We start from the raw sequence: 20,545 nt of genomic DNA on the forward strand, positions 1-20,545 counted from the left end.
GAAAGGAGAACCGGCATTTCCTTCTAATAGATATCGGGTTTATTTCCACACAAAAATAACTGCCTCAACTAAGTTGAGACAGCTATATTCAAAACGCGCCAGATCCTCCGCCGCTTCCGCTGTTGGAAGAGGTTGAAGATGACGAGGTACTGCTTAAATGGGCGGTAGCCGTTTCGTTTGCCTGAGAAAACGACGTTGCCATGAACATTGGATTATAGAGAACCGCCGAATCCGTACGTCGCTGATAAGCTGACTCATCCGCATGTTCAAAGGGATTGGCTTTCGCAGTCAAAGTAGCATCTCCTATCCCTACGCCATATAAGTAGGAGCGAATTTTGTCTTCCTGCGGGAGACCTTGCCACTTCGCATAGTCAAAATCAGCGAGGAACTGTTTCCACTGGATCGCCACTTCATGCCCTTCCACGCTCCGGGGCTTGTAGAATGCAGCAAGCAATGCTGAGGCAAATGTAAGAATAATCGTTCCGATCAATAATGGAAAGATTTCATACACAATGGACAGGACTGTCAGAGCCACATAACCTAACGCGAGCAGCCATAAACCGGACCGGTAGGCACCTCGATTGGCATAAAGCCCTGCTTGATCTACCTCATTTTTAATTTCTTGCACCCATGAAGTTTTTTCAGCACTGTAAGCTTCTATATTCTTGGCCTGTTCCATATACTTCTTTAGCATATCTGCCGTGAACATGTTGCCATCGCCGATTTCGTGAAACAGCAGCTTGATGAGCCGCTGTTCATGCGGCAGCTCTGCATCAGGACGAATCAATTCAAAATGGTCCTCAGCTGCTTGCCGGACATTCCCTTTCCTTACGAGATCGAGCAAAGCAGCTGACATGGCCTCCGGCTTCAAGTTGCCATCCTGGGTGAAGAATATCGCTGCCGGTATGCTGAGCCGGTCATCCGGAATGCCAAAGCCTCTTCCAGCCAGCTGTTCCATCGCGTATCGATACTGAGCGCGTCTCTTCAAGTACGCCGAAAAGGCGAGTAAAACCAGCAGACCTGTCAAGCCAATGAGTACAGCAGTCAAAATCGTTTTCATCTGCTCGCGCCGTTCTGCCTTCAAAATGAATTGTTGCCGATCCTCTTCGAGCTTACGGAGACCTGAGCCGGGCACTTCCTTTGCCTGCGGGAATAAAGAAGCCGGATAGATGGCCCGCACATCCGCCGATGTTTCAGATGTAACCTCCCCTAAGCTGAATAAGATGCTTCCGTCTTGTTGAACTGAACCAGTTTGGTACGCTCTATCGTACCCCAAATAATCAATCGGCTTTTCCGGACTTGGTGGATGGACTTTTATGATCATCTCATCATAAGAAGACTCATTGTTTTTATCGAAAAAGGCCCAGAAGAACTGTGCACCGTCTTCATATTTCTCTACGCCATTGATAATCGTGTATTGCAACTCGACTAGAATGTTTTCATCCTTGCCCTTCCGATAAATCTTAAAGAGCTGATTCTCCTTCTCAACCTTCAGCGCCTTTCCATTTTCAAAAGCGCGAAATGAGTCGATGGACGTTCCAGGTTTCGTGACAATTCCTCGCGTCACGCCATTAAATTTTCCATCAAAGTCATACTCATACCGTTCGACAATTTCTACGTCGCCGGTTTCTTTCAAATAGGCATCAATGGTCGCGCCTTTTATTGAAAAATCGACCGCTTGGGCTTGTATAGGCAGCAACAGCAAGAAACATGCTACAAAAGCAATCCATTTCATCCACTTCATAGAAATCACCTCTATTTACTTTACGGAATAGTCATGGAGAAGTTTCAATTTACGAACAAAAGGACTAGCTGTCAGTGGTTCTTATTTATCAATTATTAATTTTCTGTAAGTAATCAACCTAGAGCTTGTTAGTCTGTAGTAAAATAAATGAAAAATGAAAGGACGTGCAAAATGTGACAAAACAGAAACAATGGGGGAAACGAACATTTCTCACCGCAGCGATGGCAGCCATCATCCTCTCGCCAGTCGCCTACGAAACCCAACAGACAGCAGTGGCATCCTCAACTTTGACTTCCAGCTCCACCATAGAATCCACCTCCTTAGAAAAGAAACTTGATACCATTCTGCAAGATCCGAAACTGGCCGGCGGAATTACTGGCGTCACAGTCCGTAACCGTTCGACTGGCGACATCGTTTATTCCCAATTTGGGGACATCCGACTTCGTCCCGCGTCCAATATGAAATTATTAACCGGATCAGCAGCCATGGACGTTCTTGGTCCCGATTATCAGTTCTCTACAGAAGTGCTGACGGACGGCGAAGTGAAGGGCGGCCAGCTGAAAGGAACGCTCTACTTGAAAGGTAAAGGCGATCCGACCTTGCTGAAAGAAGATCTCGATGAATTTGCAAAGCAATTAAAAGCGCAAGGCATTAAGAAAATCAACGGCGATTTAGTCGCAGACGATAGCTGGTACGATAACGTCCGCTATTCCCAGGATTTGAACTGGTCTGATGAACATAACTACGTCGGCGCGCAAGTCTCCGCTTTGACCCTTTCACCGAATGATGATTATGATGCTGGAACTGTCATCGTAGAAGTGAAGGCGGCTGCAAAGGCGGGCGAGCCATCCGTAGTGTCAGTCACTCCAGCCACGGATTACGTGGAAATCGTCAACAACGCAAAGACGGTTGGGAAAGACGAGAAGAAAACCATTTCCATTGAGCGGGAACACGGGACGAACCGTATCTTCATTGAGGGCAACATTCCGGTAGACGGCACGAATTCACGCTCGTGGACAGCTGTTTGGGAACCGACAGGGCTTACATTGGATGTCTTCCACAAATCACTGAAGGAGCAAGGCATTCAATTGATTGGCAATGGGAAAGTAAAAACAGGTGTAGCTCCAGCTAACGCTACCGTTCTTGCAACGAAGAAGTCCATGCCACTGAAGGATCTATACATCCCTTTCATGAAACTGAGCAATAACGGACACGCCGAAACGCTCGTGAAAGAAATGGGAAGAGTGAAAGCAGGCGACGGAAGCTGGGATGCCGGGTTAGACGTGATGAAGAACACACTGAAAGGTTTCGGTCTGAATACCGACTCCATCGTCTTACGGGACGGCTCCGGCATGTCGCATAAAAATCTCGTCTCTGCCGATGACTTATCGACATTGCTCTATCGCATTCAAGATAAAAGCTGGTTCCCTGCATTCGAAGCCGCGTTGCCTGTCGCTGGCAATGAAGACCGTATGATCGGCGGCACTCTCCGCAACCGGATGGGCGGAAGCGCAGCTGCTGGAAATGTGAAAGCAAAGACAGGCTCCATTACCGGCGTCTCTACATTAACCGGCTATGTGACAGCGAAAGACGGCACAGAATTGATTTTCTCCGTCATGATTAATAACTACGTCAACGGCCCGGTCACACCGATCGAGGATTCCATTGCCAAGACGTTGGCTGATCATGATTTCTAAGTAATACTGCGGGCATTCCATCCAACCGATGGAATGCTTTTTTCATTCTGGCAGGAAATTTCATACATAAGGGAGAAGTAGTACAGCATCATGGGAATGGGGATGTGGGAAGCATGGAAAATCAGCTGGCAAGCGAAACAAAGACACGGGCAACCGCCTTTTTGAAAGAACAGGCAAGACCGTTGGAGCGCGCATTGTATGAATATGAGTTTGAAAACTGCTCGGCGGAACAGGTAATGGAGGAACTAAAGAAATATCAAAATGAGGACGGCGGATTTGGCAACGGCCTGGAACCCGATTTCAGATGCTCCGCATCCTCCGCACTGGCGACGACAATCGGGCTGCGGCATCTGGTTTCGCTTGGAGCCGATGCATCCAACGAGATGGTTCAACGCGCGATTCACTATGTGCTCGAAACATTTGACGAAGAGCGCATGGGCTGGGAAATCGTCCCGAAAGAAGTCGAAACCGCCCCTCGCGCGATTTGGTGGAATTACGGCGGGGACTGGCCTTGGGGCAATCCAAGCGCTGAAATGATCGGCCTGCTCCACCAGTATAAAACGCTAGTTCCAGAGGATTTACTCAGCAAACTGACCACCTACGCCGTGGACTATGTTTGCCAATTAACTGCAAGCGACCATCACGAAATCCAATGTATCGCGAAGATGATGAATGCACTGCCGGAACCTGAAGCAACCAGAATCGCAGGCAAAGTAAACGAACTACTTGTCGCCAACGTCACTACAAATCCCGACAAATGGAGCGGCTATTGCCTACTTCCTTTGCAGATCGTATCATCGCCGGACTCCCCTTTTGCCGACTTGTTCAAAGACAGCATCCCGGCAAACATCGAGCACCTCCTCTCCACGCAAGACGAGGACGGCAGCTGGAAACCGGCATGGGCGTGGAGACAGTTCGAGGAAGAGTTCCAACAAGCGAAAATGGAATGGAGCGGCGTCTTGACCCTTGACCATGTAAGAGTCTTGCACGCATTCGGCCTCCTCGGTTCGTGACGACATGGCCTATCTGCTCATCCTATTGTCTTTTATCGCACTCGCATTCGGCCTCTTAACACCTGTTAACTTACTCACATCCGGCATCCTATTCCTCGTGCTATTCAGCTTAGGAACCGCGTTATTGGTGAGGAAAATGAGGAGATAAAAAAGAAGGCATCCAAGTTCGACTAACAGGTTCGGTTGATGGGGAGAAAACAGTAAAAAACACAGTGTTTAGGGACACAATTCGCATATGAATTGGTGTCCCCTTTTTTGTTGTTATATTAATGTTTGAGGCGATTATCGATAGAAAATCGCAATACAATTGGCAATCGAATTAACAACTGCACATAATTTTATGTGCACACCTGCTAATTGCAATGCTAAAAAGCTTGTTTAGGGGAGATTGAAATACAATTTTTATAATTAATTTCTTAATAATCTATAGAATCAAAAAATACAAGGGGCTATGTGCTAAAATAGATGATAAAAGGACGGCTTATTCAACAAACGGAACCATTTAGTTGAAAGAAGGAGGTAATTAAGTTGTACATTGATTATTACGGTAGTTTTAATTTTATCTTTGTTTCTTTCATGATTTGGTGGACTGCTTTGTTTGTGTTTCAAAGATTAGCAAATCGCACCTCTGAAAAAAGGTCTTGGGTAAGGGATATTATTTTGACATTTTTCCAAAGTGTATTTGTAGTAGTTACACTGCCTGTTCTGGCACATTTTTTAAAGCCTTAATAACTATACTCCAAATGCAAATAAAAGATAGGACATGAAAAAATGCACAGGCATAATAACCTGGGCATTTTTTGCTTTTTATACTGTTAATTTAGATGCTAATCATACGCTAATTCAGTTGCTAATTGGTGTGAGTTTTTGCATTTTCTCCCCATCAACCGCACCCGTTACAGTTCAACGGGGTGCCTTTTTTCGTTTCAGCGTTTTCTCTCGCTTCACGGGGTGAGCTCTTGGGATGGCAGCTGATTTTTCCGTATCGCCATGTGATTTGGCGCATCGTATAGGAATTTGGCAATAAACTCTATTATTTGGCGCGTGCAGCTCACTATTTGGCGCTCAACCTCATTATTTGGCGGAGTGCTCGAGGTTTTGGCGGGTAACCAAGATTTTTGGCGGGCACCCGTGGGTTCTGGCGTTCGCTCCGGTTTTCTGGCGTTCAACCACGGATTCTGGCGTTCGCTCCGGCTTTCTGGCATTCAGACACGGATTCTGGCGTTCGCTCCGGCTTTCTGGCGTTCAGACGCGGATTCTGGCGTTCATTCCCGTTTTCTGGCGTTCAACCACGGATTCTGGCGTTCGCTCCGGTTTTCTGGCGTTCGACCACGGATTCTGGCGTTCGTTCCGGTTTTCTGACGTTCAGCCTAGTTTATCCCCGTTCAAACTTCAAACTCAAATTTTAACAATCAAACCTCTCCGACATTACCCCAATGCTCTCTGCTCCACTCACAAATCCACGTCGTCACTCATTTCAAACACATCAAATACATTTTTCTGTATGATGAGGGAGATGATTTTGCCCTCTTTTTCATAGTAATGAGTATTGCCAATCCGTTTATCCGTCAGTTCCGTCCAACCCCACTTTTCGATTTCGGCCAAGTATTCGGCGGGCGGTGTTCCTTCGGCGTCACCGATATTTTTCAGTTTGTATTTGGCTGATTTCGCAATTTCCGTTGTGCAGTCTTCCGGTTTTACTTCATACGCATTTTTCGGGACCGGGAATCCTTCATTGATCACGGCCATCCGGTATCCGTCTTCATTTGCATACTCATAGGAACATCCCGTCAATACGATCGCGGACAGAACGGCTGCTGCCAGTAGACGTTTCATGACAATCCACCTCTCACGCATTATGTTACTTTTAGCGTACGTGGCGATGCAGCTTTTGTCATCCGACATATTTGTGTCAGTTCCCCTCGCTCGGCTTTCTCTCTTACGACAGCTCCATTCGCAGTCGGATCATATCCCGGCACACAATTCCGTTCTCTACAATCTCTTCCTTGTAATGAAACGTGAAAAAATCATGAATGATTTCGACGATCCGGAATCCACATTTTTGATACAGAGCCAGCTGGTTCACGCTTGAATTGCCTGTGCCGATTTCAACGTTACGATAGCCGATTTCATCAGCCAGCCGTATTGCTGCCTGCACCAGCTGTTTGCCAATTCCTTTTCCTTGCATGGCTTCACTTACTGCAATGTTTTTAATTTCCACAGTCTCAGGATTCAGCATGAGAAGGACGAAGACACCGATGATTTCTCCATCCATTTCATAGAGGAAACACTCGCCTTCCTTCAAATATCTTTCGACGAGTACCAAAGAGGGGTCCGCAAGCAACAGCAAGTCATAAGGCGGCGTCTCTGCGTTGCCCAGCCTTCTAATTTCCATATGTTTCGGTTGTACAGGCTCGATCTGCATGCCGTTTCGCCTCCTCCATAACCTCTTCATACACTTCATGCCAGTCTGTATAATAGTCGGCTACTTCCTCAGGTTTTATCAGCAGCCGTTCGGTCGATTCATGTTCACCCGCAAAGGGGAGGAATTCTGTTATATTCATCCGGTACATCAACTGATAGCCTACTTTAGGATAGGGGCTTGATTCATTCCACAGTGGATTCGCATCATGATTCACTTCTATGGCGCCGAGGAGACGGGATGGTCCTCTCACATAAGCCTCTTCCAGCACTTCCCGCTCGAGGCACGCTTCGGTGGTTTCTCCCTTTTCTATATGGCCGCCTGGAAAATCCCAACCCCGATCATTCAAATTCACAATTAGCAGCTGTTCCTCATGGAAGCAGAATGCGTGCACACTCGTAATCAATTCACGTTCCGGCATCAGCTGCCGCATAAACGTCAGCTGGACGATATGCCCATACCAATCAACTGAAATCGAAGTCATCTCTGCACCTCCTATTTCTCGTTCCCTCTGACCGCTCCTTTACTTCCCTACCGAATACCCTTCAAATAACCGACCGCCAAAAGGGGCTAACACTTCCTCCACCAACTCGATGACTGCGTACTTATTCCGCGAGCGATAATATTCATCAAACACCGTTACAAACCTTTCAGCGAATACCGGGTCGAATTCACGCATCGCTCGAACGACCCACTTGGAGTCACCAATCCATCTTCCATTCGTGCGCAGGATAAACTCATGCAGTCGATCAGCAAGTGTATTCGCGATGAAAATCGCTTCTGCTTCATCCGTCGAACCTTGAAAATCATCTAAGGCGTCTGTCAGCATATATTGCTTCGTTCTCACCGTCTGTTCGCTCCACGGTGCAGGCCCTTTCTTTAACAATTCATCGGCCTCCTGCTTAACGATTTGAACAAGCTCCGAATCAACAAGAACAATGCCTTCGGAAATCATGCGCAGTAAAGATGGCCTCGCTCTCCCGATGTCGGAATCTAAAAACGATTGATAAGAGGTCTTATTATGGACAAACACTTCAACCGGCCAATCAAAAGCGATAATCGATTCCCGAAACGGCCCCTTATGGTCATCGAACACGATGATGTCCAAATCGGATGTATCTGTCGCTTCCCCCCGTACAACGCTGCCTGCAAGCAGGGCGGCTGTACAATCCGGATAGTATTGATGAATAAACAGTTGAGCTGCTTTCAAAGCATCTACTCGTTCCATGTCGTCTCCCTCTTCCCAGCTTGTATGGCCTTCACTATGCTATGCGGACGAATATCAAGAGAGTCCAGCCTTTCGATCGGCACCCACATCGGCTCATAGGTTCCCCGATTGCGTGCTGCTCCATATTCCTCGCCTGTGCCCGTTCCAAATGTTCCGGCTCGGATAGCTGCCCGGAAAAAGTGCTGTGTACCGTTGTATTCAATTTGGCCGACGCGTTCTCCTATTTCCACTTCCACGCCCAGTTCCTCAAATGCTTCCCGCTTGGCTGCTTGTTCGGGGCTTTCTCCCGGCTCAATTCCCCCGCCAGGGAACACGTAATATTCCTGGCCACTTTTCTTCCTCTTGATGAGCGCCAACTGTCCCTCCAACTCTATGACGACAGCAGCCCGGTCCCTAGCCTTCGCTGCATATTCAATTAGCCAGCAGTCCCGAAACTCGCCTTCATGCCACTCCCGCTTTGGCAGCAGTTTCACTTTCCGAAATCCACATTTTTCATAACACCGCAACGCACGTTCATTCCAGGTTTGCGGGTCCATGACAACTCGTTTCGCATGAAGTTCATTGATCAGATGATCGACAACCATTTGGACAAGCTGCGTACCAATGCCACGATTCCAGAAGTCCGTTTCGCCAATGAACTGGTCCATTCCGAAAATGACTTCACCCGCTTCGTAGCCATACAGCTCTCGTTCTTCCTTCTCAATCGGGTAGAATTGAAGATACCCGATGGGCTCATGATCGTACATGATCAGGCACCTTGTTTCTTCATCGGGTTCGCCAAAAAAGTCCTCCTCCACCTGCTTCAAATCAGCAGGCCGATCACGTCCCTCGTAGAATTGCAGTACTGCCGGGTCTGATAGCCATTTGGTCATTATGTATTTGTCGTCTTCTATCAATTCCCGGATGGAAATCTTCTCTCTCTCTGCGATCACCATATCAATTCCCCCTTTAGTCTATTTATTCCATAAAGCCTGATCGTTTCCCTGCCCTTTTCTACAGTTCGATAAAAAAAGATAAGCAGCCTTTGAATGTTAACGGGTTTGGTTGATGATGATTAACATTGTAAATAACAGCTTATCAGCATTAATTTTAATAGTGAAATAGGTATATAAAAAACGAATAAAAGCGCTCAATTCTGAGCGCTTTGTGGCGTAATATTCTTCTTTGAACAAATGCACTCGTTAGTTCGTTATAAATGTTCATCCTCTGCTCTACCTATTTCTTTAGCGGTAGTACGGAATCGTTCTCACTGTATCTTGAGTATGTATTGCCTCCAATTCCTATCTCCGAACATGTTTTATCCTTACAGTTAAAGATATAGGACTCTTTTTCCGTTTCCACAGTTACCTCATAATGAAACGGATATACTCCACCCTTATTTCGGTTTACACTCGTTGTAATAGCAAAAACTTTCTCTTTCTGAGCGAGGTTTTGATACTCTTCACTTTCTACAACATGCTGCACCATCTCACCTAAAAGAACCTTGTCCTTTTCATTTGGTGTGTGCATCCCTACCCAAAAATCCTTCCCCAAATAGTATATGTTTAAGAAAACACTCACTACCAGTAAAAATACTATAAGCCCCTTTTTCATGCCTATTCCCCACTTTTTTTCTTTTTACCTAAACTGCCACCTAGTTGAACTTATTAACTATCTTTTTAACATTTACAGCTCGACGCGATTGTTCTTTTAAATTGGGATTTTCTTCGAGGTCAAACGATACTACGTCACCTTTATTAAGAGATTTGAACCCATCCATTTGAATACTACTGAAGTGTACCCAAACGTCATCTTCGTCTTCAATTGAAATCCAGCCCCACCCCTCTTCTTCATGATAAGTTTTACATACTCCCATTAAGTTATATCTCATTGTAATGCCTCCTAAATAAGACGTTGAATACATTATGTTATTCAACTAACCCGTTAGTGGAATAACCATCTTTTAAGACATAATAGATTTCTCGTCTTCCTTCTAAATTAACCCCAATATTTCCAAGCGTTTTAACAACGGAATTAACAAAGGCACAAAAATTTGTTCCCTACTGCTAATTACTATGATGATTGTGACTTGATAACCAATCCAAACACTGTTGGAGATTGATCTATAATAGAAATGAAGAGTTTCTCACGCCTTGATTGCTCATTTTTCATAGAACACAATGGTCATATTTTTTTGCAAAGACTCTTCTTTGCCCGTCCTTTTGTAGCCCATTTTTTCATACAGGTGGCACAACTTCGTTTCTTCTTTTATTGTGTCAAGTTGCCAGCGGTTTGCATGAGGATATAAAGCCTCCACTTCCACAATGGTTTGCTGGGCGTACCCCTTCCCCTGATACTCTGGTATGATAAACATCGGCGAAATTCTGCATATATTCTTGTCTAATCTAACAATCCTAATAGCTCCTATATTTATGTCTCTCATTTGAATGAAATAGTAATCAGTAAAAAGTTGATTCATTCTGCTGATAATTTTTTCTACTGATTCTGCAGCAGGGTTTGTGGAAGTATCTTTGTATTTATCATGCAAGGCTTGAAAGGATTTTACTTGCAAAGCATGTATTTCTTCGCAATTGGTTCTATCCGCCCGTATTAAGCTGATCATTCTTTCCACCTCAGTTTACTTATTTTTATTGTTAATTCAGACAAGAATATCACAAACCATATTTTCACTCTACGCCTATTCCTGTTTCATACAATTGAAAAGAGCAGCCTTTGAATTTTGGCTGCTCTACTAAATTATCGGGTTAGCTCAACAATCCGGTCGACAAACGATTTCTTTGCGTCCGAGTATTGCCTTTCATTATCCGGAAATTTTCGGGCAAGATCCCATTTCAACGTTTCGTATGCCTTCGCGACGTCCGGGTGATCATTTAAATAATCCCGAAAAGATGTATGGGCCTTCCACCACTCGCCTCCATGTTCCACTACGTGATACACATGGGTTTTCGTCAGCTCATGAAGATCCGAAAACTTCGCGAACACCACTTTCCCATCGACTTCTGCCTTGAGTCGATAGATGTCCGCATCTTTTAATGCATCCAAGTCAAATCTGGTGACGTCATCTAAACTTCGGACTCCAATAAGTACATCGAGCATCGGTTTTGCCGCGATTCCCCGAATCGCCGTGCTTCCAATATGCTGAATATCAACGGCCAGCTCGCCGAGAAGTGACTCCAGCAGTGCTTTTTCCTGAACAAATAGCGCTTGCCAGCCTTTCTCATGCCTCGTCAAGGCAACCACGTCTTTATTCAGTCCCAACATACACGCCGTCTCCTTTCGGAATGAACCCGATCTCTTCACAAATCAAATCCACAATCTGCTCGACATCTCGATGATCTGTTTGAATAAATTGCTCAAAACAAGAATCCTGATAGCCTTCCAGACATTTATCCGTCTGCGCAAAACACCAATTTCCCGGCTCCTCGCCACGGGCCAGCAACCGATTATGAATTGTCTGCTTCTCTGCCGCTAGACAGAAATGGAATGTCTCCTCATCCAGCTTAGAGAAGCCCTCATAAATCGTATTAAAATAATCTTTTTTATAAATTGTCATCGGCACGATCAAGTCCCGGCCATATGTTTGTTTTAACTGTTTCGCCACTTCAACGACGAGTGTTTTCCACATTAGGAAATCCTGAAAATCACCTGTCTGCTCAACAGGCAGCTTCACTTCATTCGGAATCATTTCCCTCAGCATATAACCTACTTCTTCAGGATCATAAAGCAGCGCATGATCCATCCGTTCCAGCAGTTTTGTTGCCACCGTCGTCTTCCCCGCACCAAATGCCCCATTAATCATCACAATCATGTTTCATTCCCCCTCATATGTTAAAAACGGTTCATACATTGTAATCGCATGATTCTCCGTGACGAATTCGTCATCCAAGAGGTTCCCGTCCAGATCGTACACATGCCGAAAAATCGTGTTATGCCGCACATAGCCGCCCCATGATTCAAAGGTGAATTGGTGATCCTTTTCGTACACCTCATATGTACGTGTCGCAGGCGATGCGGCCCGCCACTCGCCGGTCAGATGGGTATCTGTCAAGTAGACAATGAGTTGGTATGGGATAGTAGTTTCGTTTTTAATTTGCAAATCCAAGTAATTATAGGCGCATGTTGCTCCACTGCCGAACGGCTGGCTTCGGCTGGAATCCGGAAACACATCATAACTATGGCGATACCGTTCCGTTACGGTCAATGGCGTATGCAGCGTGATCCAATAGATCAGATTCGACAGCTGGCAAAGCCCTCCGCCTACCCCGATGGTCACTTTGCCATAATGGAGAATCATCCCGTCCACATACCCTTTACGCCTCGTCGTATTGCCGATCAGCCGCCAATAGGAGAACGTCTCGCCCGGTTGCAGGACGATGCCATTCACCCGGCGTGTCGCCAATTTTAAATTGGTGATTTTATTATATTGAAGCTGCATATCCACGTCTTTCAACTGGCGGAGCAATGGCGTACGATGCTTTTTAATGACATGCGGAAGCTTTTCTTCAGCCCTCGTTATGGCATATCGCTTGCCGTCCCACCACCACTCTCCATATCGTTTCAGGCGAAATACTTTCTTTCCAAGATAAATACGCAGTTTGCTTCTCTTTATTGGTTGTAATGAAACCACAAAGTCACCCCCACCCCGTATCTATTCCTGATGGAGCAAAAAAATTCCTGCTTTTATTGAATAGAAAAAAGAAGTGCCCGCCAGCAGACACTTCCTTCCTATTTCACTTGGCATAATGGAGACTGACAATTAAATCTCCGTCCTTTGAATGTTCCGTGCTGACCATTTGAGAAGTTTCTTCCGAATACAGATCGATGCCTTCATACCCCGCAAGTACACTGTTAAAGTATGATTCATCGACTTTTAAGAAACGAATGGACTGTAGCTTACCAAAAACAAAGCGGAACTCCATCTCTTCACCATATACGAATGCATAATCAGCATCCTCCACTTCGTATTGCGTAGTATAGTCGTCGCCAAAGTATTGGGTGACCTTAGCCTGCGGATCGCCTAACGTTAAGCCATGGAGATAAAATAATCCATTCGCATCTGACAAGATAGGCTGGGAAGGATCCAATACAATCCGAGCCGAATGTCCCGGCACCTCTGGCTGGAATGTAAAACCCGGATTGGAAGCAAAATTGGGATCGGAGTTTTGCATAAGACGCACGAGCAGCTTCCCCTCTTCATCCAACTCCATTTTGATAAGATACGATGTTTCCATTGAATAGATGAACCGCATCGAGTTATCTGTCACGAACTTGATTCCACCGTAATCCTTATAAAGCTGTTCACCGTACTCGGAATCCACATCAGTGAAAAGAAGGGTCTCCACCTGATCTTTATAGAAAAACACGTTGAGTTTGCCGTCATAATTCAGCCCCATGTCCGCGCCTGTACCGTCCAAATCATCAATCAGTGTATAATCCTCACCCAGTCGTTCCACGACATCCTCCAGTGAATCGCCCATCGTCACTCCATTTAGATAGAACTTACCCAGCTCTACTGTGAAAGCCGGTTTTGACAAGTCGTCGATGGCAATTGGTGACTCTTCCCCTTTAGGCGCGTCCCCTATGTCCGCAGGGGTCTCCTTACCCATTTCAGGTTGTTGATCGTCGAGAACGACTTGGAAAACAAATATCATGGAACAAGCTACAATAATTCCGGTCATCAGCAAATAAGGCCATTTCCTTTTAGATGTTTCTTGTGCCAATGAATTTGAAACGTTCCGCATGACCCGTTGCTTGCTTTCCGACAGATCTTTCAATTCCGGAGGTAAAAAATTATTCATTGAGCAGCACCTCCCATTCGATTCCTCTCAACTGATTTCGCAAAAGCTCTCTCCCCCGTGTCAGCCGTGTTTTCACTGTACTTTCCGGAATGGATACAGTGCTTGCGATCTCGGCAATGGTCATTTCATTGAAATAAAAGTGGACGAGCACTTCCCGCTGTTTCAGCGGCAACTTCAAAATAGCTTTTCCAATTAGTTGCTGTTCTTCTTTCTTAACCAATCCGTCCAAATTCCTCTTTCCTGCTTGCGGAGAAAACTTATGCTGCAGCTGTACTTTTCGATAGTTCCAGCTCCTCAAGTAATCCTTGCTTCGATTTACGGTCATTTTAGCCAAATAGGCTCTGACTTCTCCACGTTCTTCGTAATTATGTTGGTTACGATAAAACTTGATAAATACCTCTTGCACTATATCCTCTGCCGCATGGAGATCCAACACATAGCAATACGCGATGCGGAGTAAATGTTCTGTATGCTGATCCATTATTTCGATCAGTTCATTTTGATTCAATTCGATTGCCACCCCTTTCCTACATTGTAAACGAAACGCAGCTCATGGAAGTTTGGATTTCGTGAAATTAATTCCTCCCGCAACAAACATGCCCTTTTCTGCATGTGACCGGCTAAAACATGCGGGTCACCGAAAATCAGCTGTATGACAGGATTTGATTGGATATAGTAGCAGTACAAAGACGAAATCGCGGAGGGATACCATTGGAAATCATTCGAGTCGAGGGGTTACGAAAAGCATATGGAGCGAAGGAAGTGCTGAAGGGAATCGACTTTTCTGCAGATGCAGGAGATATCATTGGAATCATCGGAAAGAATGGGGCAGGGAAATCAACCTTTCTAGAAATTTTGCTGACGCTTAGATCGTACGAACAAGGAACGGTTCGATTATTCGGCCAAGAGCTGAACAAGTCAACTGATAAACAGCGCGAGCAAATAAGGCAGCAGCTTTCAGCAGTGCTACAACCGACCCAGTTTTACAAGACATTGAAGGTCATTGAATTGCTTAAGCTTTTTAAAGCGTATTATCAATCACCTCTCGATGTGGAAACGATTATTGCTGACTTCAAGCTGCAGGACCATCGAAAAACGTATTTTGACAAACTATCAGGCGGCTGGAAGCAAATCGTCAGCCTCGCGATCGCGTTTTTATCGGAACCAAAGATGCTGATTCTCGACGAGCCGACAACAGGCCTGGACCCGCATATGCGCAATATGCTTTGGTCGTATATTACCGAGTACAACAAACGGACGGGTGGCACGGTCCTTCTGACGACGCACAATATGGATGAAGTCGAGTTGTACTGCGACCGGGTCATGTTGCTAAACGAAGGGGTGGCGGAAGTATTTGATTCAACGGAAGGAATTCTCGCTTCCGGCTTTAAATCAATTCACGAGTTTTATCTAACTCAAGTTGCAGTATAAGGAGGAATTTACATGATTGCTACACAATTGCGATATGACTTGCTGATGTTTTCTAGAGAACTGTTTTACGTCGTGTTCACTTTAATTGTTCCCCCAGCGACCTACCTGTTCATGGGTTCACTTTACGGAGGCTTCACCTATGCCGGCAATTTAAGCTATGCACAAAGCTATACACCGTCCTTCATTTTGCTTATTTCGTTCGGCGTCGTCTTTTTCTCTTTCGGATTTGATCAGGTTTTGAACCGGGTAAGCGGCGTCGAGAAGAGAATTTCACTTGCTCCCGTTCCTAAACGGATACTTTTGCTCTCCGGCATTTTGAAATCAATCATCGTTACAAGCTTCGGCTATCTGTTTGTTACTTTGCTCGGTGTATTTGTCTACAATTTATCGATTCAATGGGTCAACGTTCTTCTGTCATTTGGACTGTTCATGCTGTTCAACGCGATTCTGCTCGTCCTCTCTTCAGCCATCTTCTCCTTTTTTAAAACGGTGAATGGAGCGCTCGTGTTTTCCATCGTCACGTTTCAAATTGTCTTGATCACGGGAGGTTTCGCGATGCCGATCGACATGATGCCTAAATTTGTACAATACATGGCTGAGGTAAACCCACTCTATCATATGAATCAACTCTTCATTGCCGTTTGGAATGGACAGTTTCTGCTGGATCGTGCGTCCGTCATGTCTATCGGATATATCGCCATCTGTATTCTTCTGGCATTATTCGCCCTCCGTTTTGCAACAAGACGCCAAAACCGCAAGTAAGTCATGGTACGATAAGAATAAAAGACTTTCTGGGGGTGGAGTGCGGTGAAAGTGACACTGGACATCGACAGTGATTACAAAGAGACAAAAGTGACGATCCACTGCAATGAAGTGAATGATTCTATAAAGGAAATCCTTGATTTCCTCAAAGGGAAAAAGACCGAATTTCTCGTCGGACGAGACGGAGACATGCAGCATATTTTAAAGCCGGATGACATCCATTACTTTCATACAGAAAAGGAAGGGGTCGTCGCAGTCACAAGCGAAGGATCATTCGCATTGCGGGAAAAGCTATATGAGCTAGAGGAATTGCTGCCCAGCACAAAATTCATCCGGCTCTCGAAATCCGTCATCGCCAACTTACATGAACTGAGCCGGTTTGAGGCTTCTTTTAACGGAACGTTATGCGTTTATTTCAAATCGGGCGCAAAGGAATATGTTTCGCGGACATACGTCAATGCAATAAAAGAAGCGTTGAAAATGAACAGGAGGAAAAACGGATGAAAACATTCTGGATCAGAAGTGTGCTCGGGATCTTTTTCGGATCGTTCCTGACAATCATAACGATCTTCGCGGTAATCTATTTTGGAAAGCATGAGACACTAAACTCGGAAATCCTTGTTACCAATGCGCTTGGCACCATGTTCTGCGGCTGGTTCTTCTCCGTGACACCTCTGCTGTTTGATAATGAAAAACTGACATTGCCTGTACAGACAGTACTCCATTTCCTCAGCGTCAGCATCCTGTACTTCATCATTGCTTTCGTTGTAGGATGGGTGCCCTTCTCAATGAAAGGATTCTTAGGCATGCTGGGCATCTTCGTGCTGCTCTATGCCTGCATCTGGTCAGCATTCTATATCTATTTTAAAAATCAGGCGAAGAAGCTGAATGAAGAATTAAAAGATCTATAAACCCGCTTGCCAAGTACTCCCTTGGCAAGTTTTTTATTATTTACAACCCATTAACACAAATCCAACACGCTCTTTATATTCCTCCCCTACAATGAACTTGATCACAATTTGAAAGGAGCCAAACCATGAAAATTGCATTGTTCAGCGATCTGCACTACCCTGCCGTCGACGAGAGGATTCCGGGATTACTTGAGGCCCGTGCTGCATTCTACGAGGAATTTATCGATCAGTTTCTGCAAGTGGACGCCGACCTCCATGTATCATTAGGTGACTTGACGAACTACGGCATGCCCCACGAGCTGAGGAATATCTTTTCCTTGATCGGCGATCGCCGTGAGTTCATTCACGTCCTTGGAAACCATGATAACTACACATTGCCGAAAGAGGAATTGCTCGCATTGACTGGCCAGAAACGCTATCATTCATTCGAAACAGAGGAAGCGGTTTTCGCTTTTCTTGATACAGCACGCGAACTCGACTTCGAAAGCTGGGGCGGCTGGATGGACGACGAGCAATTGGAATGGTTCGAGCACGTCATCCAACATTCTGGAGAAAAACCATTGCTCGTATTCGCCCACCATCCGGTGTATAACACAACAACAGGTTCCGAACGGGAAAACGGCTCCATTCATCCCGACATTGACATGCGCTCCCTGCTGAAGCAAAAGAAAGGCATCGGCATGTTTTTCAATGGCCATATGCACTGCGACTCCATCGTCAAAGAAGACAACTGGACATTCGTCCAAACGGCCGCATGCCTGGACCAACCGTCCTTCCGCCTCATCAACATCCAAGACGAGGCCATCATTGTCGTAGCCATCGATCTCGAAAGTGACGAACTGCGCAAACATGCAGCGCTCATCTACGACAACATCGACCACTTCACACACCGGCCAGACGCATGCGGAACTGACATGCACCGCAACTGTGCCGTGTCTCTGATACCGACAAGCCCGGTTTTATGAATCGAACTATTCTAGACTGCCCTGTTAGTGGGGCGGTTTTTTTGTGTTTCAGGCTAATTATTTCACAAATCATTACTAACCGTTACCAAATCACAAATCTTGCGTCTAAGTAGTAGATAAGTGAGGTGAACGTGATGTCCAGTGAACAATGGTTCAATGATTTTTTCGATGCGGTCTATAGTTACATCTGCATGCTCGTGAAAGATGTTCATACTGCTGAAGATTTGACGCAGGAGACGTTTATGAAAGTCATGGTTAATGAACATCAATTTAAGGGAGACTCCTCCATCAAAACTTGGATTTTTCGTATCGCGTACACGACGACGATGAGTTATTTTCGGAAGAAAAGGCCGCTCACATCTTTATTTGACCTTCCTATGCCGAGCCACAAACATGAACCGTCCTCAGAGGAAATTGCCCTTCTCAACGCACAACAAACTCAATTTTACGAGGCACTGCGCCAGTTGAAACCAAGCTACCAGCATGTAATTATTCTTCGCAAAATACAGGAGTTTTCCACAAAAGAAACGTCCCTTATCCTGAATTGTTCAGAAGGAAAAGTCAAAATGAGCTTATCGAGGGCACTTGCGGCATTTAAGAAAGAATTAGAGAAAGGCGGGTTTACGAATGAAACACTTATCCGATAATGAGATTTTCCAAGAATTGAAGCAGCTCGAAAAGGCATTTGAGCCAAGTACTGAGCAACGGAAGAATGTGCAGCGTCTTTTGTTTCAACCATCACGTCCTCCAAAGACATTTCGCCAACGGACATTTCTTCCCACCATCATTTCGCTAATCGTCCTTTGTTCCGTATTTGTTGGAGTATATATTAATTTTTCAAGTACATCTGCAAAACTTGGTGGAGATGTAACCTCCTCTTGGAATGGAGTTTATCTAGAGCAAACGAGTCGAACAAGTCCTACACATTATGTAATTGGATTTAGTAAAGACAGCTTCACGATTAAGGATCAACCCATTATTCCAATTATGCAAACGTCAAAGGCGGATAAAGAGGAAGCACTTCGAGGATATAAAATAAAGGAGCCAGCTTTAGTTCCCGGAGAGTATACGAATTATACCGTTACAAATAGTGGTGACACATATACCATTACTGCCTCAGGTTCTTTCAAGTATACATTAAAGAAATTCGGCCCACGCAGATATGTCGGGGAAGATGGCATTGAATTTTCCACTCCAACATACATGGATCAGGAAGGATCGATTACAGACGAGGTTACACCGAGACGGCTCGAATCAGCTGAAAAAACGGAAGATACATTCTTGATTGAATGGGGCTCCGACGCGATGGATAGTGGCAACCATGACTTTGAAAGCCATGAACATGGGAAGCTTGTCGTTTCACCAGACACATACAGCTTAGAACGCGGGCAGGCTGTTTATTATCACATGCCACCTTCTGTATCTGAGAAGAATCCCGCCATTCCAAAGATGTACATCGGAAGAGTCGTCGGATTGCCCGGTGAGACGGTTGAAATAAAAAGCGGCCAAGTGTTTATTGATGGCAAGAAGTTGGATACGTTCTATGGAAAAGCAACAGTACGCGGAATGGGAGAAGAAGAATACTTCAACACTATGCCTCGACAAAACAAAGATTCTGAACAAGAATTCAGGGAGTATTTTAATATGGATATGGCCCCTGTAAAAGTTCAGGCCGGTATGGTTTTCCTACTCGTTGATCATTGGTGGAGAGGTACGGACAGCAAGGATTTTGGACCACTACCGATGAAGGAAATAGAAGGAGTTATTATTGGCTATGAAGAATAGGCTATGAAGGCTTCTTGCCGAAATCCGAGCAGACTCCTACTGTCACCCTAAGCCCAAATTGAAAGGAGACTGCAAAAATGACTAAAAAACGTCTAGTTCTCTCGACAACGATAGTTTTAGCACTTTTAGTTTTTGGCATTCTTCTAACTAGCTTTTTTAATGGCAGCAAGAAAGAATTGATGAAAACACATCAAGCAGTACTTGAATATGTAACTAACGAAATGGGTTATCAATCATCTGATATACAAGAAATTCATACAGCATTCAGCTGGAAGGATGAACGAAGGAATGCATATATGGCCTTTATCACATTTGTCGACCAACCAAATTTTGAATATGAGTTTCTTTACAATGCAGATGAGGGAGTCAGAGAAAGAGGAAAGCATCGAACCACAAAAAATCATTAGGAAAATAACGTGGTGAATATTCAAAGGGGGACTCTTCAATGAAACTCTATTCAGTCAAACTTCTTCTTGAATCCATCGTCGTACCAAATGAAGACAATACAAAAACGTTCGAGGAAACGATTGTCTTACTGCGGTCTACGAGCCGAGAAGACATTGAAGCCAAAATCCGAACTCACTTCGTTGATGACACATACGAAAATGCGGTTGGCGGACAGACGACTTGGCGTTTCGTCACCATTCTAGATGTATTTGAACTGGTGGATGTCTTTGACGGAGATGTCGATTTCAAAGAAGTGTATTGCCGTTTCTTGCCTTTCGATGAAATGATGACCGCAGAAGAAGTCATCGCTTTGTATTCACTGGATAAATAATAAAAACTTGT

At 45.0% G+C, this 20,545-nt stretch carries 27 protein-coding genes; 13 read left to right on the forward strand and 14 right to left on the reverse strand.

Going from position 1 to position 20,545, the window contains the following annotated elements; genetic code table 11:
* Positions 1-88: 88 nt before the first annotated feature.
* Positions 89-1,744: a DUF2207 domain-containing protein gene (locus ACSW3C_RS06510; RefSeq protein ID WP_486561647.1), complete on the reverse strand. Its 1,656-nt coding sequence runs from the start codon at positions 1,742-1,744 to the stop codon at positions 89-91.
* Between the two features lie 221 nt (positions 1,745-1,965).
* On the opposite strand from ACSW3C_RS06510, the gene dacB reads away from it, so the two are divergent.
* From dacB to ACSW3C_RS06530, 4 genes are all read left to right on the forward strand, one after another.
* Positions 1,966-3,441, forward strand: a complete 1,476-nt coding sequence (dacB, locus tag ACSW3C_RS06515) for a D-alanyl-D-alanine carboxypeptidase/D-alanyl-D-alanine endopeptidase (RefSeq protein ID WP_486562105.1) — start codon at positions 1,966-1,968, stop codon at positions 3,439-3,441.
* Positions 3,442-3,554: 113 nt separating this feature from the next.
* The gene (locus ACSW3C_RS06520; RefSeq protein WP_486561649.1) at positions 3,555-4,454 is read left to right on the forward strand and encodes a hypothetical protein; all 900 of its coding nucleotides are present in this window, start codon (positions 3,555-3,557) and stop codon (positions 4,452-4,454) included.
* Between the two features lie 528 nt (positions 4,455-4,982).
* Positions 4,983-5,183: a hypothetical protein gene (locus ACSW3C_RS06525; protein WP_486561651.1), complete on the forward strand. Its 201-nt coding sequence runs from the start codon at positions 4,983-4,985 to the stop codon at positions 5,181-5,183.
* Between the two features lie 369 nt (positions 5,184-5,552).
* Positions 5,553-5,816, forward strand: a complete 264-nt coding sequence (locus ACSW3C_RS06530) for a hypothetical protein (RefSeq protein ID WP_486561652.1) — start codon at positions 5,553-5,555, stop codon at positions 5,814-5,816.
* 90 nt (positions 5,817-5,906) lie between these two features.
* Here the strand turns inward: ACSW3C_RS06530 and ACSW3C_RS06535 are convergent, their stop codons facing one another.
* From ACSW3C_RS06535 to ACSW3C_RS06595, 13 genes are all read right to left on the reverse strand, one after another.
* Positions 5,907-6,290: a hypothetical protein gene (locus ACSW3C_RS06535; protein ID WP_238079314.1), complete on the reverse strand. Its 384-nt coding sequence runs from the start codon at positions 6,288-6,290 to the stop codon at positions 5,907-5,909.
* Positions 6,291-6,393: 103 nt separating this feature from the next.
* Positions 6,394-6,849, reverse strand: coding sequence for a GNAT family N-acetyltransferase (locus ACSW3C_RS06540; protein ID WP_486562107.1), 456 nt, complete (start codon positions 6,847-6,849; stop codon positions 6,394-6,396).
* Complete coding sequence (locus ACSW3C_RS06545) at positions 6,839-7,360, reverse strand: NUDIX hydrolase (RefSeq protein WP_486561653.1); 522 nt, start codon at positions 7,358-7,360, stop codon at positions 6,839-6,841. The genes ACSW3C_RS06540 and ACSW3C_RS06545 overlap by 11 nt, the downstream gene beginning before the upstream one ends.
* 39 nt (positions 7,361-7,399) lie before the next feature.
* A complete protein-coding gene (locus ACSW3C_RS06550; RefSeq protein ID WP_486561654.1) occupies positions 7,400-8,104 on the reverse strand; it encodes a nucleotidyltransferase domain-containing protein in 705 nt (234 codons plus the stop codon).
* Complete coding sequence (locus ACSW3C_RS06555) at positions 8,092-9,039, reverse strand: GNAT family N-acetyltransferase (RefSeq protein WP_486561656.1); 948 nt, start codon at positions 9,037-9,039, stop codon at positions 8,092-8,094. Before ACSW3C_RS06555 ends, ACSW3C_RS06550 begins: the two co-directional genes overlap by 13 nt.
* A gap of 280 nt (positions 9,040-9,319) precedes the next feature.
* Positions 9,320-9,697, reverse strand: coding sequence for a hypothetical protein (locus tag ACSW3C_RS06560; RefSeq protein WP_486561658.1), 378 nt, complete (start codon positions 9,695-9,697; stop codon positions 9,320-9,322).
* A 40-nt stretch (positions 9,698-9,737) separates the two neighbouring features.
* Complete coding sequence (locus ACSW3C_RS06565; protein ID WP_486561659.1) at positions 9,738-9,974, reverse strand: cold-shock protein; 237 nt, start codon at positions 9,972-9,974, stop codon at positions 9,738-9,740.
* Positions 9,975-10,244: 270 nt separating this feature from the next.
* Positions 10,245-10,706 (reverse strand): GNAT family N-acetyltransferase, encoded by a 462-nt coding sequence (locus ACSW3C_RS06570; protein WP_486561661.1) that lies wholly within the window; start codon positions 10,704-10,706, stop codon positions 10,245-10,247.
* 134 nt (positions 10,707-10,840) lie between these two features.
* On the reverse strand, positions 10,841-11,365 hold the full coding sequence (locus tag ACSW3C_RS06575) for a GrpB family protein (protein ID WP_486561663.1): 525 nt from the start codon (positions 11,363-11,365) through the stop codon (positions 10,841-10,843).
* Positions 11,349-11,912, reverse strand: coding sequence for an AAA family ATPase (locus ACSW3C_RS06580; protein WP_486561664.1), 564 nt, complete (start codon positions 11,910-11,912; stop codon positions 11,349-11,351). Before ACSW3C_RS06580 ends, ACSW3C_RS06575 begins: the two co-directional genes overlap by 17 nt.
* A gap of 3 nt (positions 11,913-11,915) precedes the next feature.
* Positions 11,916-12,731, reverse strand: coding sequence for a VanW family protein (locus tag ACSW3C_RS06585; protein WP_486561665.1), 816 nt, complete (start codon positions 12,729-12,731; stop codon positions 11,916-11,918).
* A 103-nt stretch (positions 12,732-12,834) separates the two neighbouring features.
* Positions 12,835-13,902: a hypothetical protein gene (locus ACSW3C_RS06590; RefSeq protein ID WP_486561667.1), complete on the reverse strand. Its 1,068-nt coding sequence runs from the start codon at positions 13,900-13,902 to the stop codon at positions 12,835-12,837.
* Positions 13,895-14,410, reverse strand: coding sequence for an RNA polymerase sigma factor (locus ACSW3C_RS06595; protein ID WP_486561668.1), 516 nt, complete (start codon positions 14,408-14,410; stop codon positions 13,895-13,897). The genes ACSW3C_RS06590 and ACSW3C_RS06595 overlap by 8 nt, the downstream gene beginning before the upstream one ends.
* Positions 14,411-14,613: 203 nt before the next feature.
* On the opposite strand from ACSW3C_RS06595, the gene ACSW3C_RS06600 reads away from it, so the two are divergent.
* The 9 genes from ACSW3C_RS06600 to ACSW3C_RS06640 all read left to right on the forward strand — a co-directional run bounded on the left by ACSW3C_RS06600 (position 14,614) and on the right by ACSW3C_RS06640 (position 20,534).
* Positions 14,614-15,333: an ABC transporter ATP-binding protein gene (locus ACSW3C_RS06600; protein WP_486561669.1), complete on the forward strand. Its 720-nt coding sequence runs from the start codon at positions 14,614-14,616 to the stop codon at positions 15,331-15,333.
* Positions 15,334-15,345: 12 nt separating this feature from the next.
* On the forward strand, positions 15,346-16,095 hold the full coding sequence (locus ACSW3C_RS06605) for an ABC transporter permease (protein WP_486561670.1): 750 nt from the start codon (positions 15,346-15,348) through the stop codon (positions 16,093-16,095).
* Between the two features lie 45 nt (positions 16,096-16,140).
* Entirely contained in the window at positions 16,141-16,599 is a 459-nt protein-coding gene (locus ACSW3C_RS06610; RefSeq protein ID WP_486561671.1) for a LytTR family DNA-binding domain-containing protein, read from the forward strand.
* Positions 16,596-17,006 carry a DUF3021 domain-containing protein gene (locus ACSW3C_RS06615; RefSeq protein ID WP_486561672.1) on the forward strand — a complete coding sequence of 137 codons (411 nt, stop codon included), beginning with the start codon at positions 16,596-16,598 and terminating at the stop codon, positions 17,004-17,006. The genes ACSW3C_RS06610 and ACSW3C_RS06615 overlap by 4 nt, the downstream gene beginning before the upstream one ends.
* A gap of 125 nt (positions 17,007-17,131) precedes the next feature.
* The gene (locus tag ACSW3C_RS06620; protein ID WP_486561673.1) at positions 17,132-17,971 is read left to right on the forward strand and encodes a metallophosphoesterase family protein; all 840 of its coding nucleotides are present in this window, start codon (positions 17,132-17,134) and stop codon (positions 17,969-17,971) included.
* Positions 17,972-18,105: 134 nt separating this feature from the next.
* Complete coding sequence (locus ACSW3C_RS06625) at positions 18,106-18,618, forward strand: RNA polymerase sigma factor (protein ID WP_486561674.1); 513 nt, start codon at positions 18,106-18,108, stop codon at positions 18,616-18,618.
* Complete coding sequence (lepB, locus tag ACSW3C_RS06630) at positions 18,599-19,756, forward strand: signal peptidase I (RefSeq protein WP_486561675.1); 1,158 nt, start codon at positions 18,599-18,601, stop codon at positions 19,754-19,756. The genes ACSW3C_RS06625 and lepB overlap by 20 nt, the downstream gene beginning before the upstream one ends.
* A 77-nt stretch (positions 19,757-19,833) precedes the next feature.
* On the forward strand, positions 19,834-20,163 hold the full coding sequence (locus tag ACSW3C_RS06635; protein ID WP_486561676.1) for a DUF3139 domain-containing protein: 330 nt from the start codon (positions 19,834-19,836) through the stop codon (positions 20,161-20,163).
* Positions 20,164-20,201: 38 nt separating this feature from the next.
* Complete coding sequence (locus ACSW3C_RS06640) at positions 20,202-20,534, forward strand: DUF4288 domain-containing protein (RefSeq protein WP_486561677.1); 333 nt, start codon at positions 20,202-20,204, stop codon at positions 20,532-20,534.
* The last annotated feature ends 11 nt before the right edge of the window (positions 20,535-20,545 follow it).

Source organism: Sporosarcina sp. AD_1 (genome assembly GCF_057373025.1).

What these genes read in the sequence shown, in the direction of transcription:
- ACSW3C_RS06640 (WP_486561677.1), top strand. Translation starts at nt 20,202, where the DNA reads ATGAAACTCTATTCAGTCAAACTTCTTCTTGAATCCATCGTCGTACCA.
- ACSW3C_RS06635 (WP_486561676.1), top strand. Translation starts at nt 19,834, where the DNA reads ATGACTAAAAAACGTCTAGTTCTCTCGACAACGATAGTTTTAGCACTT.
- ACSW3C_RS06590 (WP_486561667.1), bottom strand. Translation starts at nt 13,902, where the DNA reads ATGAATAATTTTTTACCTCCGGAATTGAAAGATCTGTCGGAAAGCAAG.
- ACSW3C_RS06580 (WP_486561664.1), bottom strand. Translation starts at nt 11,912, where the DNA reads ATGATTGTGATGATTAATGGGGCATTTGGTGCGGGGAAGACGACGGTG.
- ACSW3C_RS06605 (WP_486561670.1), top strand. Translation starts at nt 15,346, where the DNA reads ATGATTGCTACACAATTGCGATATGACTTGCTGATGTTTTCTAGAGAA.
- ACSW3C_RS06550 (WP_486561654.1), bottom strand. Translation starts at nt 8,104, where the DNA reads ATGGAACGAGTAGATGCTTTGAAAGCAGCTCAACTGTTTATTCATCAA.
- ACSW3C_RS06510 (WP_486561647.1), bottom strand. Translation starts at nt 1,744, where the DNA reads ATGAAGTGGATGAAATGGATTGCTTTTGTAGCATGTTTCTTGCTGTTG.
- ACSW3C_RS06540 (WP_486562107.1), bottom strand. Translation starts at nt 6,849, where the DNA reads ATGGAAATTAGAAGGCTGGGCAACGCAGAGACGCCGCCTTATGACTTG.
- dacB (WP_486562105.1), top strand. Translation starts at nt 1,966, where the DNA reads ATGGCAGCCATCATCCTCTCGCCAGTCGCCTACGAAACCCAACAGACA.
- ACSW3C_RS06560 (WP_486561658.1), bottom strand. Translation starts at nt 9,697, where the DNA reads ATGAAAAAGGGGCTTATAGTATTTTTACTGGTAGTGAGTGTTTTCTTA.
- ACSW3C_RS06555 (WP_486561656.1), bottom strand. Translation starts at nt 9,039, where the DNA reads ATGGTGATCGCAGAGAGAGAGAAGATTTCCATCCGGGAATTGATAGAA.
- ACSW3C_RS06545 (WP_486561653.1), bottom strand. Translation starts at nt 7,360, where the DNA reads ATGACTTCGATTTCAGTTGATTGGTATGGGCATATCGTCCAGCTGACG.
- ACSW3C_RS06620 (WP_486561673.1), top strand. Translation starts at nt 17,132, where the DNA reads ATGAAAATTGCATTGTTCAGCGATCTGCACTACCCTGCCGTCGACGAG.
- ACSW3C_RS06535 (WP_238079314.1), bottom strand. Translation starts at nt 6,290, where the DNA reads ATGAAACGTCTACTGGCAGCAGCCGTTCTGTCCGCGATCGTATTGACG.
- ACSW3C_RS06615 (WP_486561672.1), top strand. Translation starts at nt 16,596, where the DNA reads ATGAAAACATTCTGGATCAGAAGTGTGCTCGGGATCTTTTTCGGATCG.
- lepB (WP_486561675.1), top strand. Translation starts at nt 18,599, where the DNA reads ATGAAACACTTATCCGATAATGAGATTTTCCAAGAATTGAAGCAGCTC.
- ACSW3C_RS06520 (WP_486561649.1), top strand. Translation starts at nt 3,555, where the DNA reads ATGGAAAATCAGCTGGCAAGCGAAACAAAGACACGGGCAACCGCCTTT.
- ACSW3C_RS06570 (WP_486561661.1), bottom strand. Translation starts at nt 10,706, where the DNA reads ATGATCAGCTTAATACGGGCGGATAGAACCAATTGCGAAGAAATACAT.
- ACSW3C_RS06565 (WP_486561659.1), bottom strand. Translation starts at nt 9,974, where the DNA reads ATGAGATATAACTTAATGGGAGTATGTAAAACTTATCATGAAGAAGAG.
- ACSW3C_RS06575 (WP_486561663.1), bottom strand. Translation starts at nt 11,365, where the DNA reads ATGTTGGGACTGAATAAAGACGTGGTTGCCTTGACGAGGCATGAGAAA.
- ACSW3C_RS06625 (WP_486561674.1), top strand. Translation starts at nt 18,106, where the DNA reads ATGTCCAGTGAACAATGGTTCAATGATTTTTTCGATGCGGTCTATAGT.